The 13,672-nt window shown below is 43.9% G+C and carries 15 protein-coding genes; 11 read left to right on the forward strand and 4 right to left on the reverse strand.

What is annotated here, in order from left to right:
- Positions 1-53: 53 nt before the first annotated feature.
- Both L1D31_RS12880 and L1D31_RS12885 read left to right on the forward strand, forming a co-directional pair.
- The gene (locus L1D31_RS12880) at positions 54-497 is read left to right on the forward strand and encodes an SRPBCC family protein (protein ID WP_239837508.1); all 444 of its coding nucleotides are present in this window, start codon (positions 54-56) and stop codon (positions 495-497) included.
- The gene (locus L1D31_RS12885; RefSeq protein WP_239837509.1) at positions 487-840 is read left to right on the forward strand and encodes an RnfH family protein; all 354 of its coding nucleotides are present in this window, start codon (positions 487-489) and stop codon (positions 838-840) included. Before L1D31_RS12880 ends, L1D31_RS12885 begins: the two co-directional genes overlap by 11 nt.
- 110 nt (positions 841-950) lie before the next feature.
- Here L1D31_RS12885 and bamE read toward each other — a convergent pair whose 3' ends face one another.
- From bamE to nadK, 3 genes are all read right to left on the reverse strand, one after another.
- Entirely contained in the window at positions 951-1,310 is a 360-nt protein-coding gene (gene bamE, locus L1D31_RS12890; protein ID WP_239837510.1) for an outer membrane protein assembly factor BamE, read from the reverse strand.
- Between the two features lie 189 nt (positions 1,311-1,499).
- The gene (gene recN, locus L1D31_RS12895) at positions 1,500-3,164 is read right to left on the reverse strand and encodes a DNA repair protein RecN (protein ID WP_239837511.1); all 1,665 of its coding nucleotides are present in this window, start codon (positions 3,162-3,164) and stop codon (positions 1,500-1,502) included.
- Between the two features lie 240 nt (positions 3,165-3,404).
- A complete protein-coding gene (gene nadK / locus L1D31_RS12900; RefSeq protein WP_239837512.1) occupies positions 3,405-4,289 on the reverse strand; it encodes an NAD(+) kinase in 885 nt (294 codons plus the stop codon).
- Positions 4,290-4,433: 144 nt separating this feature from the next.
- Here nadK and grpE point away from each other — a divergent pair, with 144 nt between their 5' ends.
- The 4 genes from grpE (at position 4,434) to dnaJ (ending at position 10,071) form a co-directional block, all read left to right on the forward strand.
- A complete protein-coding gene (grpE, locus tag L1D31_RS12905; RefSeq protein WP_239837513.1) occupies positions 4,434-5,030 on the forward strand; it encodes a nucleotide exchange factor GrpE in 597 nt (198 codons plus the stop codon).
- A gap of 285 nt (positions 5,031-5,315) precedes the next feature.
- Complete coding sequence (locus L1D31_RS12910; protein ID WP_239837646.1) at positions 5,316-6,593, forward strand: dicarboxylate/amino acid:cation symporter; 1,278 nt, start codon at positions 5,316-5,318, stop codon at positions 6,591-6,593.
- Between the two features lie 239 nt (positions 6,594-6,832).
- A complete protein-coding gene (gene dnaK, locus L1D31_RS12915) occupies positions 6,833-8,746 on the forward strand; it encodes a molecular chaperone DnaK (RefSeq protein ID WP_239837514.1) in 1,914 nt (637 codons plus the stop codon).
- A gap of 179 nt (positions 8,747-8,925) precedes the next feature.
- Positions 8,926-10,071: a molecular chaperone DnaJ gene (gene dnaJ / locus L1D31_RS12920; protein ID WP_239837515.1), complete on the forward strand. Its 1,146-nt coding sequence runs from the start codon at positions 8,926-8,928 to the stop codon at positions 10,069-10,071.
- A 47-nt stretch (positions 10,072-10,118) separates the two neighbouring features.
- Here dnaJ and L1D31_RS12925 read toward each other — a convergent pair whose 3' ends face one another.
- On the reverse strand, positions 10,119-10,556 hold the full coding sequence (locus L1D31_RS12925) for a type IV pilin protein (protein WP_239837516.1): 438 nt from the start codon (positions 10,554-10,556) through the stop codon (positions 10,119-10,121).
- An 88-nt stretch (positions 10,557-10,644) separates the two neighbouring features.
- On the opposite strand from L1D31_RS12925, the gene L1D31_RS12930 reads away from it, so the two are divergent.
- The 5 genes from L1D31_RS12930 to L1D31_RS12950 all read left to right on the forward strand — a co-directional run bounded on the left by L1D31_RS12930 (position 10,645) and on the right by L1D31_RS12950 (position 13,494).
- Positions 10,645-11,151 (forward strand): GspH/FimT family pseudopilin, encoded by a 507-nt coding sequence (locus tag L1D31_RS12930; protein WP_239837517.1) that lies wholly within the window; start codon positions 10,645-10,647, stop codon positions 11,149-11,151.
- A gap of 77 nt (positions 11,152-11,228) precedes the next feature.
- Positions 11,229-11,780, forward strand: coding sequence for a pilus assembly protein PilW (locus tag L1D31_RS12935; RefSeq protein ID WP_239837518.1), 552 nt, complete (start codon positions 11,229-11,231; stop codon positions 11,778-11,780).
- A 1-nt stretch (position 11,781) separates the two neighbouring features.
- Entirely contained in the window at positions 11,782-12,090 is a 309-nt protein-coding gene (locus L1D31_RS12940; protein WP_239837519.1) for a hypothetical protein, read from the forward strand.
- A complete protein-coding gene (locus L1D31_RS12945) occupies positions 12,087-13,073 on the forward strand; it encodes a hypothetical protein (RefSeq protein ID WP_239837520.1) in 987 nt (328 codons plus the stop codon). Before L1D31_RS12940 ends, L1D31_RS12945 begins: the two co-directional genes overlap by 4 nt.
- On the forward strand, positions 13,063-13,494 hold the full coding sequence (locus L1D31_RS12950) for a prepilin-type N-terminal cleavage/methylation domain-containing protein (RefSeq protein WP_239837521.1): 432 nt from the start codon (positions 13,063-13,065) through the stop codon (positions 13,492-13,494). Before L1D31_RS12945 ends, L1D31_RS12950 begins: the two co-directional genes overlap by 11 nt.
- The last annotated feature ends 178 nt before the right edge of the window (positions 13,495-13,672 follow it).

The raw sequence follows: 13,672 nt of genomic DNA on the forward strand, positions 1-13,672 counted from the left end.
AAAGTAAAAATAGTGCGTGCCTGTCGTTTAGGCGTGTGTTTTGAGGAGTCTATATGAAGCAAGTCAGCCGTTCTGCGTTGGTATCATTCAGTGCAGAACAGATGTTTGATCTGGTAAATGACGTGGCCAGTTATCCTGAGTTTTTGCCAGGTTGTTCCGGATCGAGAGTGATTGAGTCCAGTCATTCTGCAATGGTAGCTTCCGTTGATGTCTCAAAGGCTGGGATCAGTAAAACGTTCACTACATCGAATGAATTGGTGAGTGGTGAAGCGATTCTCATGAATCTAGTGGATGGCCCTTTCAAAACGCTTAAAGGAGGGTGGTTCTTTACCGCATTAGATGAGAAAGCTTGCAAGGTTGAACTCAAACTAGAATTTGAGTTTTCTAGCAAGATGATTGAAATGGCCTTCGGCAAAGTTTTCAATGAGTTGACCAGTAATATGGTGAATGCGTTCACTCAGCGCGCTAAGCAGGTGTATCCGTGTTATGAGTATTGAGTCTGATATGATCCACGTTGAGGTAGTATATGCATTACCTCAGGAGCAACGTGTTTACACGCTAGTCGTGAATAAATCGATGACAGTCGAAGAGATTATTAAACAATCTGGTGTTCTAGAACAGTACCCTGAAATTGACCTAGCAAAGAACAAAGTTGGTGTCTTTAGCCGTAACGTCAAGCTTGAGGCCACAGTTCGAGATAAAGACCGTATCGAAATTTATCGTCCACTTTTAGCTGATCCGAAAGAAATTCGTCGTAAACGTGCTGAGCAAGCAAAAGAATCAGGGGCTGCTGACCCAGTCACTGGCGGTAAAAAGAATCCGTTAAGGAAGGAAGAGTAAACTCAATCGTCTTAGGTTGTGCCTGTCATCTGAAGATAAGCGTAGGGCTGTGACTGCGGACAAACAAAAGGGTTGACGTACAACGCCAACCCTCAAATGCACGCTTTGCTTTAGTTGATACCTTCAAAGAAGTCCGAACTTGGCGGGAAGTCACCATTAATATCAACCAATTGACCTTTATCATTGAAGTTCACGATCAAGTTCTTCTGAATCGAGTCTTGGTGACCCTCTGTGTGGTGATAAATGTAGTACCAAGTATCGGGATAACCATTTTCAATAAGCATGGGTGAGCCCATTACAAAACGTACCTGTTCTTTTGTCATACCAAACTTAAGCTGATCGACGGCTTGCTGCTCAACATAGTTCCCTTGGTTGATGTCGATTCGGTAAACGAGCTTTTCTACCAGAGAGCAGCCTGTCAACAGTGTCATAGAGAGTGGTACAGCGATAAGCCACTTTTTCAATTGCATACGGATAAATTCTTGTAACGGATATGTCTCAAATTGGGCTGATAATAAACAAGCTGAGCGCTAATGTAAAAAACTCATCTTGTTTTGAACTGTTTCAGACCACGATTTTTGAATTTAGTTGCAAACTCATACCAAAATTCCCCTAAGTCGGAACTTTGTTTTTAAGTTGAAAATCAGCCATAGAGTCTATCAAGCCGCAATCAGTAACTCTTTTGCATTCGCCAAGGTCGACTCTGTAATTTCACTTCCACCAAGCAATCGAGCCAACTCGGATACGCGCTGCTCGTTATTCAATAAATGCATCTGAGTTTCTGTTTTGCCGGCTTTGGTTTGCTTAGCAACGAAGAGCTGTTGATGTCCACAACCCGCCACTTGAGGTAAGTGAGTAACACAGAGAACTTGTGTCGACTCGCCAAGCGTGCGAAGCATTTTACCTACAACAGCTGCCGTTGGCCCGCTGATTCCCACATCTACTTCGTCGAAGATTAAGCTAGGAGTATCGACTTTCTGTGCTGTGATCACTTGTATTGCTAACGATATACGAGAAAGCTCACCACCTGAGGCGACTTTTGCAATAGGCTGCATGGGCTGGCCAGGGTTGGTTGATACCATAAAGCAGACATTATCCATGCCGAGTGGTGATGGGTGTGTGCATTGTTTGTCTATTTCAATACTGAATTGGGCCTTTTCCATACTCAGCTCATGCATGCTGGCGGTAATCAATTTATTGAGTTCTTTGGCATAGCGGCTACGAGATTTATGTAGTTTTTCTGAGGACGTTAAGAAAGATTGATATTTTACTTCAACCGCTTGCTCTAATTCTTCCAACTTTTCATCGGAGCAGTCGAGAGCTTCGATCTGTGTGAGAAGATCTTGGTGGTGCTGATATAGCTCATCCGGAAGGACATGATGTTTACGCGCCATCGACATAACTTTTGAAAAGCGTTCCTCGACAAAAGCCATACGCGCAGGATCAACATCGATATTATCAAGATAACTACGCAGTTCATTATTAGCTTCTTCGATCTGAATAATCGCCTCTGATAACATGTTAGGTAACTCAGAGAGAATTTCATCCAGTTCAGCGAGCTGGGTTAAGGTGCTACTGGCTGATTGGAGAATACCAAGCGCATTAACTTCTTCACCTTCGTAAATAAGCTCGATGGCTTGTTGGCAGGTGGCTGCAAGTTCTCCGCTGTTAGACAATCTTTTGTGTTCCTGTTCGAGTTCTTCATATTCATCCTCGCCAAGAGAAAGCTCATTAAGCTCTTTTATTTGATATTCAAGAAGTTGTTTTTGCGCGAGATTTGCAGCGCTATTTTCTTTTAACTGCTTGAGGTTGTTATCGGCTTGACGCCAATTTTGATAGGCATTACGAGTGCTTTTTAAAAGGTTTGTATGGCCAGCATATTGGTCCAGCATAGCCATCTGATAGTCACTTTTCATCAATTGGTGATGTGCATGCTGACCATGGATATTAATCAGAAGTTGTCCAAGTGCTTTCAGTTGCGAAAGGGGGACTGGACTGCCATTGATAAAGGCTCTTGAACGGCCTTCTTTGTTGATTATGCGACGTAATATACAGTCGCTGCCTTCGAGAAGATCATTATCTTCTAGCCAACGCGTTGCGTGAAGATTGTTCTCAAGAGAAAAAGCAGCACTGACTTCTGTCTTTTCTTCTCCTTGTCGTACCATGCTGGCTTCTGCGCGCCCACCGAGGCAAAGGCCTAAGGCATCGATGGCAATAGACTTACCTGCCCCTGTTTCCCCAGTGATTGTTGTCATGCCATGAGATAGCTCCAGCTGTAGAGATTTAACAATAGCGAAATTATTAACACTTAGATGAGCCAGCATTTTGTTGTACCTGTTTTAATGAACAATACTGTATAAGAAAACAGTATATACTGTTTTTTTATACAGTAAAGGAGAGTGTAAAAATTTTTGTGACCGAACGCGAATTTCATTTACGTCAGTCGGGAGGGGGAATTTTGTCTTGGTGAATGGGTTAAGGTTATATTGCTAAAGCTTCGCCTTGATTTGATAAAGAAAAGGGTTGGCATATTACGCCAACCCTTCGATACCCCAGTTGATTTGCTAGAACAGTTTACTCGACCAACCAAGTTTATTGCGCAGTACATGATAGTAGCTGTAGTCCTTGGGGTGGATCAGTTTGAGTACATTAGGGCTTTGATAAATATGGATTTCGTCACTAGGGGAAACGGGCAGAGAGACTTGGCCATCACAGCCGACTTCTTGAGTCCCTCTGTTATCCGGAGATACCACCAGTTTAATACGACGCTTACTGTCTACGACTAACGGACGGCTGGATAAAGTATGTGGGAACATAGGCACAAGCGAAATAGCATTAAGACTTGGCGATAGGATAGGGCCGCCACCGGACAATGAATAGGCTGTAGAGCCCGTGGGCGTAGAGATAATTAGCCCGTCTGCGCGTAGAGAAAAGGCGAAGCTGTCATCAATATACACTTCGAATTCAATCATATGGGCGACTTGCCCAGGGTGAAGTACGGCTTCATTGAGTGCGGCATTATGACTTTTTACTTGTCCATGGCGGTGGACTTCAGCTTCCAGCAAAAAGCGTTCTTCTTCGATGAACTCACCTTCAAGCACTTTTTTAAGTGCCGACTGAAAATCTTCTGGGTTGAGATCGGTCAGAAACCCAAGGTTTCCTCGGTTCACTCCAATCACTGAGGTATTAAAGCGTGAAAGCACTCTGGCGGCCCCCAACATGTTGCCATCACCACCTACGACAATTGCCAAGTCAGCCGTTTTACCAAGCTGAATTAGGCTCGCAAAATGTTCATTCGGGACATCGTCTAAAATTTCCGCTAGTCTATCGTCAATAAAAACCTGATACCCTTCCGTCTGAAGCCAGAGGTAAAGCTCTCTGTGAGTCTGAATAGCTTGCTGATCCCGAGGTTTACCAATGATGGCGATCACTTCAAAAGGCTTTTTCATAGGTTTTCCGCACTAAATAGGCTTGATTCGACAATCTTCATCCCCATAATAATGGCAAGTTAGCTATTTATGCGAGTTTTTGTGTATCTAAACGCAATAAACGTGAAGCGTTAGGTACCAATGGGTATGTATTCTGGAGATATCATGAGCAACGAAGAAAACAAAGTTACAGAAGAAGAGCTAGATCAAATCATCGAAGAAGCAGAGAAAGTGGAAGCCGCAGCGCAAGAGGCTGAAGCTGAGCTAGAAGACATTGGTGATGAGAAAGACGCTAAGATTGCTCAACTAGAAGCTGCGTTACTGACTAGCGAAGCGAAAGTTCAAGAACAGCAAGATAGCGTACTTCGTGCAAAAGCCGAAGTCGAAAACATGCGTCGTCGTACTGAGCAAGAAATCGATAAAGCACGTAAATACGCGTTAAATAAGTTTGCCGAAGAGTTACTGCCGGTTATCGATAACCTAGAGCGAGCGATTCAAGCGGCAGATACTGAAGCGGAAGTAGTTAAACCACTGCTTGAAGGCGTAGAGTTGACGCATAAAACGTTTGTAGACACGGTGGCTAAGTTTGGTCTAAAAGAGATTAACCCTGAAGGCGAAGCGTTTAACCCTGAAATGCATCAAGCGATGTCTATTCAAGAGAGCCCTGACCATGAATCAAATACAGTGATGTTTGTCATGCAGAAAGGTTACGAGCTTAATGGCCGTGTGATTCGCCCCGCTATGGTAATGGTTGCTAAATAATCTTGATACAGAACGTGTTTTAAACGGAAGAGAGGCTTAGGCCTCTCTTTTTTTATCTTATTAGATTGGTTGTGTTTGTTTCTAATAAATGGTTGATTTGGTGAATTATTCTTGGTGTTAAATTTAACCAAAAAATTAATTTCTGATTTGAAACTTGTAACATTATCGTAAACAAAGTCTTTATTTTGTAACCTTTGTGTGTATTATGTGCGAACTCTGTCGGGAAAACTGGCGGAATAAACTATAAAACCATAAATTAAAAACACAACATTCTGGAGATGGATGATGGATAAATCGCTTTCAAGCAAGATTTTTGTAGGCTTGTTTGCTGGTCTACTGATCGGTACTGCGATCCAGTACTTATTTAGCGGGATTGCAATTTTTGATACTTACCTTCTAGGCGCTGCGGAAGGTGCTGGTGGTATGTTCGTATCACTGATCAAGTTACTTGTTGTTCCTTTGGTATACGTTTCAATCGTGTGTGGCATTGTTGATTTGAAAGACATCACTGCGTTTGGTCGTCTTGGTGGTAAAACCTTCGCCCTATACATTATTAATACCATCATCGCGATTACAGCGGCACTGACTGTGGGTATGATTTTCCAGCCAGGTGCTGACGCGAACCTAGCGGGTACGATTTCAGAAACAGTAAAACTAACGACAACGGAAACGCCTGATATCTTCTCCCTAGTGGTAAACATCGTACCAAGTAACCCTGTTCAGGCATTTGCTAATGGCGATATGCTACAAATCATCTTTATGGCAATCCTAACAGGTCTAGCGATTCAGGCACTTGATTCACGCGGTGGGCCGGCTATCCGCACATTCAAGATGGCGAACGAAATCATGATGAAGCTTGTTGGTCTTGTTATGAGCCTTGCTCCATATGGTGTGTTTGCGCTGATGATTCAACTAGGCGCGACACTAGATGCTAACACGCTCATGTCAGTAGCAGGCTATGTAGCGCTTGTTGTGGCTATGCTCGTGTTCTGGATCTTCTTCTTCTACCCAATGGCAGTAGGTATTGCGACAGGTACTTCTCCAAAGACGTTCTTACGTGCTACTCGTGAGCAAATCCTATTCTCTCTATCGACAGCAAGCTCGAATGCGACTATTCCTGTAACTATGCGTACTTTGACGGAGAAACTACAAGTTTCAAAGTCAGTTGCAGGTTTCGGTGTACCACTGGGTGCAACCATGAACATGTCTGGTGTGTCTATCTACATCGCACTGGCAACTATCTTCGTTGCAAACGCATTTGGTCAACCAATCAACACGGCTGACGTGTTCACTCTAGGTCTTACTATCCTGCTTCTATCTATTGGTGCTGGTGGTGTTCCTGGTGGTGGTGTTGTTATGGTTGGTGTTCTTCTTCACCAACTAGGTCTTCCACCAGAAGGTCTGGCAATCATCGCAGCGGTTGACCGTATTAATGATATGTTCTGTACTTCCTCTAACGTAGTGGGTGATACCGCGGTAAACACTATTGTTGCAAAAACTGAAGGTGAAATCGGTAAAGAAGAAGCACAAGTTGAAGGCAAACCTGCTCAAGCAAATGCTTAATCTTTAACGCATTGAAAATTAAAAGCGAGCCATACGGCTCGCTTTCTTGTTAAAGACCTAAATTTTTTTCACTTTTTTTTACTCTTTCCCTTGAAAAGTCATTTGACGCCCTTATTTATTGGGCATAGAGAAGCAAACATCATTATTTTTGTTTGTGAGCAAGGGTTGAAACCCGACTCTCCATCCCCACATAGGGGATATAGCAAAACGAAAATAGAAATTTATTCGGAGATAGCCTGATGGGTAAAATCATTGGTATTGACTTAGGTACTACTAACTCATGTGTTGCGGTACTAGACGGCGACAAACCACGTGTAATTGAAAACGCAGAGGGTGAGCGTACTACTGCATCGGTAATTGCTTACACAGACGGTGAGACACTAGTAGGTCAACCAGCAAAACGTCAAGCAGTTACAAACCCAGAAAACACGCTATTTGCAATTAAGCGTCTTATTGGTCGTCGTTTCGAAGACGAAGAAGTACAGCGCGACATCGAAATCATGCCGTACAAAATCGTTAAAGCTGACAACGGTGATGCTTGGGTTGAAGCGCAAGGCCAGAAAATGGCGGCTCCTCAGGTTTCTGCTGAAGTACTGAAGAAAATGAAGAAAACGGCAGAAGACTTCCTTGGTGAGGAAGTAACTGGTGCAGTTATCACAGTACCGGCTTACTTTAACGATGCTCAGCGTCAAGCAACTAAAGATGCTGGCCGTATCGCTGGTCTAGAAGTTAAGCGTATCATCAACGAGCCTACTGCAGCAGCTCTAGCTTACGGGCTAGACAAGCAAGGTGGTGACCGCACTATCGCTGTATACGACCTTGGTGGTGGTACATTCGACATCTCTATCATCGAGATTGATGAAGTTGAAGGCGAGAAAACATTCGAAGTACTAGCGACTAACGGTGACACTCACTTAGGTGGTGAAGACTTCGATAACCGCATGATCAACTACCTAGTTGAAGAGTTCAAGAAAGAGCAAGGTATCGATCTTAAGAACGATCCTCTAGCAATGCAGCGTGTTAAAGAAGCAGCAGAAAAAGCGAAAATTGAGCTTTCTTCTACTTCTCAAACAGACGTAAACCTACCTTACGTGACTGCAGATGCGACTGGTCCTAAGCACATGAACGTTAAAGTGACTCGTGCGAAACTAGAATCTCTAGTTGAAGATCTAGTTCAACGTTCTCTTGAACCACTAAAAGTTGCTCTAGCTGACGCAGACCTATCTGTGAACGACATTACTGACGTTATCCTTGTTGGTGGTCAGACTCGTATGCCAATGGTTCAAGCGAAAGTGGCTGAGTTCTTCGGTAAAGACGCTCGTAAAGACGTGAACCCTGACGAAGCAGTAGCAATGGGTGCTGCAGTTCAAGGTGGTGTACTTGCGGGTGATGTTAAAGATGTACTTCTACTAGACGTTACTCCTCTGTCTCTAGGTATCGAGACTATGGGCGGCGTAATGACTAAGCTAGTTGAGAAGAACACCACTATCCCAACCAAAGCGAACCAAGTTTTCTCAACAGCAGAAGACAACCAGAATGCGGTAACTATCCACGTTCTTCAAGGTGAGCGTAAGCAGGCGATGTACAACAAGTCTCTAGGTCAATTCAACCTAGAAGGCATTCAGCCAGCTCCACGTGGTATGCCACAAATCGAAGTAACTTTCGACTTAGATGCGGATGGTATCCTTCACGTATCAGCGAAAGATAAGCAGACTGGTAAAGAGCAGAAGATCACTATCCAAGCTTCAGGCGGTCTAAGCGACGATGAAATCGAAAAAATGGTACAAGAAGCAGAAGCTAACAAAGAAGCGGACAAGAAGTTCGAAGAGCTAGCGGCTGCACGTAACCAAGCTGACCAAATGATCCACGGTACTCGTAAGCAAGTTGAAGAAGCGGGTGACGCACTTCCAGCGGAAGAGAAAGAGAAGATTGAATCTGCTATCTCTGAGCTAGAAGAAGCTCGTAAGGGTGAAGACAAAGAAGCGATTGATGCGAAAGTACAAGCTCTTATGACCGCTGCGCAAAAACTTATGGAAATCGCTCAGCAACAAGCTCAGGCACAACAGGCTGGTGCAGAAGCTGGTGAACAGCCTAAGCAAGAAGAAGACGTTGTAGACGCTGAGTTTGAAGAAGTTAAAGACGAGAAAAAATAATTCTCGATTCTGACTTAACTTAACGTAATATGCGGGCGTTTGAGGGAACTCACACGCCCGCCTGTTTGTAAATACGCTGTCTTTCCAGATAAGCACTTTTGCACAAAGCCTTTATCTAGAACGATACAAACACCAAGCGACAATCGGTCGTTTGCAGTACTAAATTGGTGACGAAGAACATGTCAAAACGTGATTTTTACGAAGTATTAGGCGTAAGCCGTGATGCATCAGAACGTGATATTAAAAAGGCGTATAAGCGCCTTGCAATGAAATTCCACCCAGACCGCAACCAGGGTGATGAGTCTGCTGCAGATAAGTTTAAAGAAGTAAAAGAAGCGTACGAAGTCCTACTGGATCCTCAGAAAAAAGCGGCCTACGACCAATATGGGCATGCAGCATTCGAACAAGGTGGCATGGGCGGCGGTGGCTTTGGCGGTGGTTCTGGTGCTGATTTCGGTGATATTTTTGGTGATGTGTTTGGTGATATCTTTGGCGGTGGCCGACGTGGTGGTGGTCAGCAGCGCGCGCAACGCGGTGCAGACCTGCGCTATAACATGGAACTGTCGCTAGAAGAAGCGGTTCGCGGTGTTTCAAAAGAAATTGAAGTGCCAACGCTAGTTAACTGTGACGTTTGTGATGGCAGCGGCGCGAAGAAAGGCTCGTCTCCTGAAACGTGTGGAACCTGTCACGGTCATGGTCAGGTTCAGATGCGTCAGGGCTTCTTTGCGGTTCAGCAAACCTGTCCTACCTGTCATGGTAAGGGTAAGATCATCAAAGACCCTTGTAACTCATGTCATGGTCAAGGCCGCAAGCAGAAGACTAAAACGCTTAACGTTAAGATTCCTGCTGGTGTTGATACTGGTGATCGTATTCGTCTTTCTGGTGAAGGTGAAGCAGGAGAAATGGGCGCTCCAGCGGGTGACCTATACGTACAGGTTCATGTGAAAGAGCACCACATCTTTGAGCGTGATGGCAACAACCTTTATTGTGAAGTGCCTGTCAGCTTTGCAATGGCTGCACTGGGTGGTGAAGTCGAAGTACCAACACTGGATGGTCGTGTGAACCTGAAAGTACCAACCGAAACGCAAACGGGTCGTATGTTCCGTATGCGCGGTAAAGGCGTGAAGGGTGTTCGAGGCGGTGGTGTTGGTGACCTAATTGTTAAGTTAGTAGTTGAAACGCCTGTCAATCTAAGTTCACGTCAGAAAGATTTATTGAAAGAGTTTGAAGAGTCTTGTGGTGGTGAAGCGGCAACTAAGCACAAGCCGAAAGCGGAAGGGTTCTTCAATGGGGTGAAGAAGTTTTTCGATGACCTAACGAGTTAACCTTCGAAAGATTGTTATGAGAGAGCCTGCCAAATGTGCAGGCTTTTTTATTCCCAACAAGACGCAGGAAACTCTATGTTTTTTGCGTCTAAGCTGATGTAATCAATGTTGTTCTCTATTAGGCAGGTATCGAGATGTTGCTGGCTGCTTGTTTGAGCGGTGGCCTTGATCGTATATGCGGTGCTTGCTCCGCTAGTGATAGAAAAAATAAAGCGGTTTTGGTCAGACAGGCATAGAGTGCATTGGCCTTCAGATACGATGTGGCTCCATTGATATTGTCCGCTGTAGTTCGATTCCAACGCCAGTTGGATTCGCGCTAAGTCAGAGATGGCCGTTGTCCGATGAGATTGACGCACGAAGTCCAAATAACTTGGGTAAGCGATAGCAGATAAAATCACTATCACGACTGTTACCACCAACAGTTCGAGCAAAGTCATTCCATTTAGACTTTGTTTACTCTGATTACATCGATTTTCACCGAACACTCCGAATCCCTCTTTTCTTTTGCATCTGGGCATTGTTTCTCAGTGGTAGCATCGAACCAAGTATGGTTTTGAACCTTGTGAGTGTTACATGAGAGTTTGGGAAATGCCTCGTGGTTTTACATTGATAGAAGTGTTGATTGTTTTATCGGTGGTCTGCGTGGTCGCGCTATGGGCACTCCCTAGCTTTGTTTCCGTTTCTAATACCGCCAAAATGGCTAGGCTAGCGACAGAGTTAAATGGACTTGTCGTAATGGCTAAATCTCAAGCTGTTTTGCGCCGCCAACCGTTATGGATTCACTTGTTAACCGTTAGCGGAGAATGGGCGCTGGAATTAACTGATAACAAAAAGGAGTTCCAAGGGGTGGTATTAATGCGTTTGTCTGGGGCTTCATTTTCAGGGATTAAACTAGACACAACGTATAGCTCGAATCAAATCAGCTTTGATGCAACCCATGGCCGTCCTAAAAGTGGCCGATTTACTTTCTATCCTAGCCAGCAACCTGAGCTAGTTCTTGAGCTAAGAACGCACTTTCGCTCTGCTATTGTTCGTGTTTGTTCTCCAAATAAAACTTACTTGGGCTATGAAGTATGCTGATTTATCGGCAGAGAGGGGGGAGTTTGCTCGAGCTCCTTGTTGCTGCCTCTCTTAGCATACTAGTGATAAGTGTGGTGATGAGTATGTTGATCCATCATCAGCGTACAGCGGTTTATCGAGCTAACGAACTTATGCTACTCCAAAGCACCAATAGTGTTCTTCAAATGATGAAGCAGGACTTACATCGGGCTGGCTACAGCGGAGGTATGGGTTCTAGCCTTAAGCTATCCGGCGCGGCACAAACTTATTATATCAGGCATGATAATCAAATGAGTCTAATTGCTTACGCCTATCTTTCGGGGAATGTTGAGGATGAGGAGGCATACACAAATGTTGTTTATCAAAGAGATAGACAATCTGAGCAGATCCTCAGAGTTTGTGAGAAGAAATTGTCACGCGTTATGTCTGTCGTAGAAGCAGAGAGCTTTACGACTTATTTTGGCAATACTTGTAACACTTTGTTTGATAGTCGACGTATCGCTATTGAAGTATTTGAGTTGAATGTTGAGCCCTTGGTAGGCCTGTCTATCTCTTCAGCTCTTGTGAGTGTCGTTCTTTCAACCCAGTTAGTGGATCAACTGCAAGTTACGCAATCACTGGGTTTTTCTGTCAAAACGAGGAACTGGTGAGGTGAAGAAACAAAGTGGAGCGGCGTTGATTGTGATGACCTGCCTGTTACTCTCGGTGACCTTGATGGTCATTATGGGGAGTTATAAAGGCGTACTTTATCAGGTAAAGCGGAGTAATAATGAGGTTGACAGCCGCACAGCTCACTGGCTTGCTGAAGGCGGTTTAGAGTGTGCATTTGCTAGTGTATCAAGTGAAGGTCTGATTCCTGAAAGTTTAAATGGTTGCCAAGATTGGCTTGGTTTGGATGGATTGGAAATAGAAACGGGAACACCACATAAGATCCGCTCATCAAGTGGTTTCTTACTTTGAGTAAGGCATTTTTCCTACCAGAGCTACAAATTAAAAGCGCAATGACAACCACTGCTCATCTATATGTATACGGTTCGTTAAACCTTGCACCGCATCATGGAGATAAGGTCAGTGAGAACGAGTGGGCATGTGTATCACTCCGGTATCAAAACGAGGTTTATGCTCAGAGTTACTCCACTAAACAACCCAAACAAAGAGCTGTACTTCCTCGTTATTTTCCTTTGGGAGAGGTTGAAAATCAGCAGCATTGTGCCGACAAAAATTATACTGGGTTTGCCTGGCAACTTTCTTCCACTCAAGATGATTTCGCCCTGCATGAGAACCTGGACCCCTTTAAAGAAGTCTTTAACGTTTCGCGTAATCACTGGTTTGACGTGATGTCAGACACAGGGTTATTTGGTTACGTTCCATCGTCTTTAGCGAGCTTCTTACCAGCAAACGCCAGCGACTTGCCTGCTCCTCAAATGATAGAAGACTGTGGTGAAAAGATCAGTGAGCTTATTAAGGCTTCCCATGAATTTATCTGGGTCTATGGAAGCTGCGAACTGACATCAGACGATCTACAAACAATCAATGGTGCTATCGATACCTACTTGGCCGGAGGCTTGATTTTAGTTTTGCATAACGGAGCGTTTGCAGTGTCAGGCCATCAAGCGTTGAAGGCTCTGGTTTATCATTTTGTCTCTGATGATTCCGCTCTTGACGACGCTGGTTTGGAAACGATTGAAAATGACGAATTATCTGTAAACTTAACCCAAACCATAGATGCATTGTCTTCCGTTGTCGCTATTGAAAAAGAGCGGGTAAGTTACTTTCAGAGTGGGAGTTTTTATCCGATTGGTGGTTTGATTTTAGATGTACCTGAGCGTTATGCGTTAATCGATACTTCTTTGGATACCGAGTTTAATCAAGATATAACAGCCAGTCCGGCTAGAAAGCACCATCAAACGCTATGGGTGAGAGGAAGTTGGTATGATTTCTAATCAAAAAGGCGTGAGCTTGATTGAAGTATTAATCGGGCTATTTCTTGTAAGTAGTAGCGCTATTGGTTTAGTAAAACTGCATACCTATATAGAGACGAAATCAGATTGGGCTAATCAGGCGACAAAAGCGCTTTATCTAGCGGAGTCACAGATCGAGTATTTTATCAGTCACAGTTCAGTTGTGGAGCCCCAAAATTATTCGTTTGATACGATAAATCAAGATCCCTGCTTTACTCTTGAACGTTGCCAGATGTCATTAGAAGAAGAGTTTCAACTACAGTGTGACTCCAAATCTATTGTGCTGAATGGTATCGAAACTCAACTCATTAGCGTTGCTGTCTGTTGGCAAGATCGTTATGGGAAAAATCAATCTATAGAGTTAACAACATTTGTCTCTGAGTTCAATGAGTTTGCTATGTAGTTTGTTTTATATTCAATGTTGGTTGTTGAGTGTTTACCTGTTAGTGTTCTCTATTTTTTTCAAAATGGTTTCAAACCTGTTTCAATCTATGGGCGATTGTTGTTTTTACTTTGTTGCGTGATAACGCCAGTTTTGCAAAATATGTCTCCAAATATGGAAAAAATTGTGGAATCTTGTG

The organism is Vibrio sp. Isolate23, from assembly GCF_022398095.1.
Classification (GTDB): Bacteria; Pseudomonadota; Gammaproteobacteria; order Enterobacterales; family Vibrionaceae; genus Vibrio; species Vibrio coralliilyticus_A.

What these genes read in the sequence shown, in the direction of transcription:
- L1D31_RS12950 (WP_239837521.1), top strand. Translation starts at nt 13,063, where the DNA reads ATGATTTCTAATCAAAAAGGCGTGAGCTTGATTGAAGTATTAATCGGG.
- L1D31_RS12930 (WP_239837517.1), top strand. Translation starts at nt 10,645, where the DNA reads ATGAGAGTTTGGGAAATGCCTCGTGGTTTTACATTGATAGAAGTGTTG.
- recN (WP_239837511.1), bottom strand. Translation starts at nt 3,164, where the DNA reads ATGCTGGCTCATCTAAGTGTTAATAATTTCGCTATTGTTAAATCTCTA.
- L1D31_RS12935 (WP_239837518.1), top strand. Translation starts at nt 11,229, where the DNA reads ATGAGTATGTTGATCCATCATCAGCGTACAGCGGTTTATCGAGCTAAC.
- L1D31_RS12880 (WP_239837508.1), top strand. Translation starts at nt 54, where the DNA reads ATGAAGCAAGTCAGCCGTTCTGCGTTGGTATCATTCAGTGCAGAACAG.
- L1D31_RS12885 (WP_239837509.1), top strand. Translation starts at nt 487, where the DNA reads ATGAGTATTGAGTCTGATATGATCCACGTTGAGGTAGTATATGCATTA.
- grpE (WP_239837513.1), top strand. Translation starts at nt 4,434, where the DNA reads ATGAGCAACGAAGAAAACAAAGTTACAGAAGAAGAGCTAGATCAAATC.
- bamE (WP_239837510.1), bottom strand. Translation starts at nt 1,310, where the DNA reads ATGCAATTGAAAAAGTGGCTTATCGCTGTACCACTCTCTATGACACTG.
- dnaK (WP_239837514.1), top strand. Translation starts at nt 6,833, where the DNA reads ATGGGTAAAATCATTGGTATTGACTTAGGTACTACTAACTCATGTGTT.
- L1D31_RS12910 (WP_239837646.1), top strand. Translation starts at nt 5,316, where the DNA reads ATGGATAAATCGCTTTCAAGCAAGATTTTTGTAGGCTTGTTTGCTGGT.
- dnaJ (WP_239837515.1), top strand. Translation starts at nt 8,926, where the DNA reads ATGTCAAAACGTGATTTTTACGAAGTATTAGGCGTAAGCCGTGATGCA.
- nadK (WP_239837512.1), bottom strand. Translation starts at nt 4,289, where the DNA reads ATGAAAAAGCCTTTTGAAGTGATCGCCATCATTGGTAAACCTCGGGAT.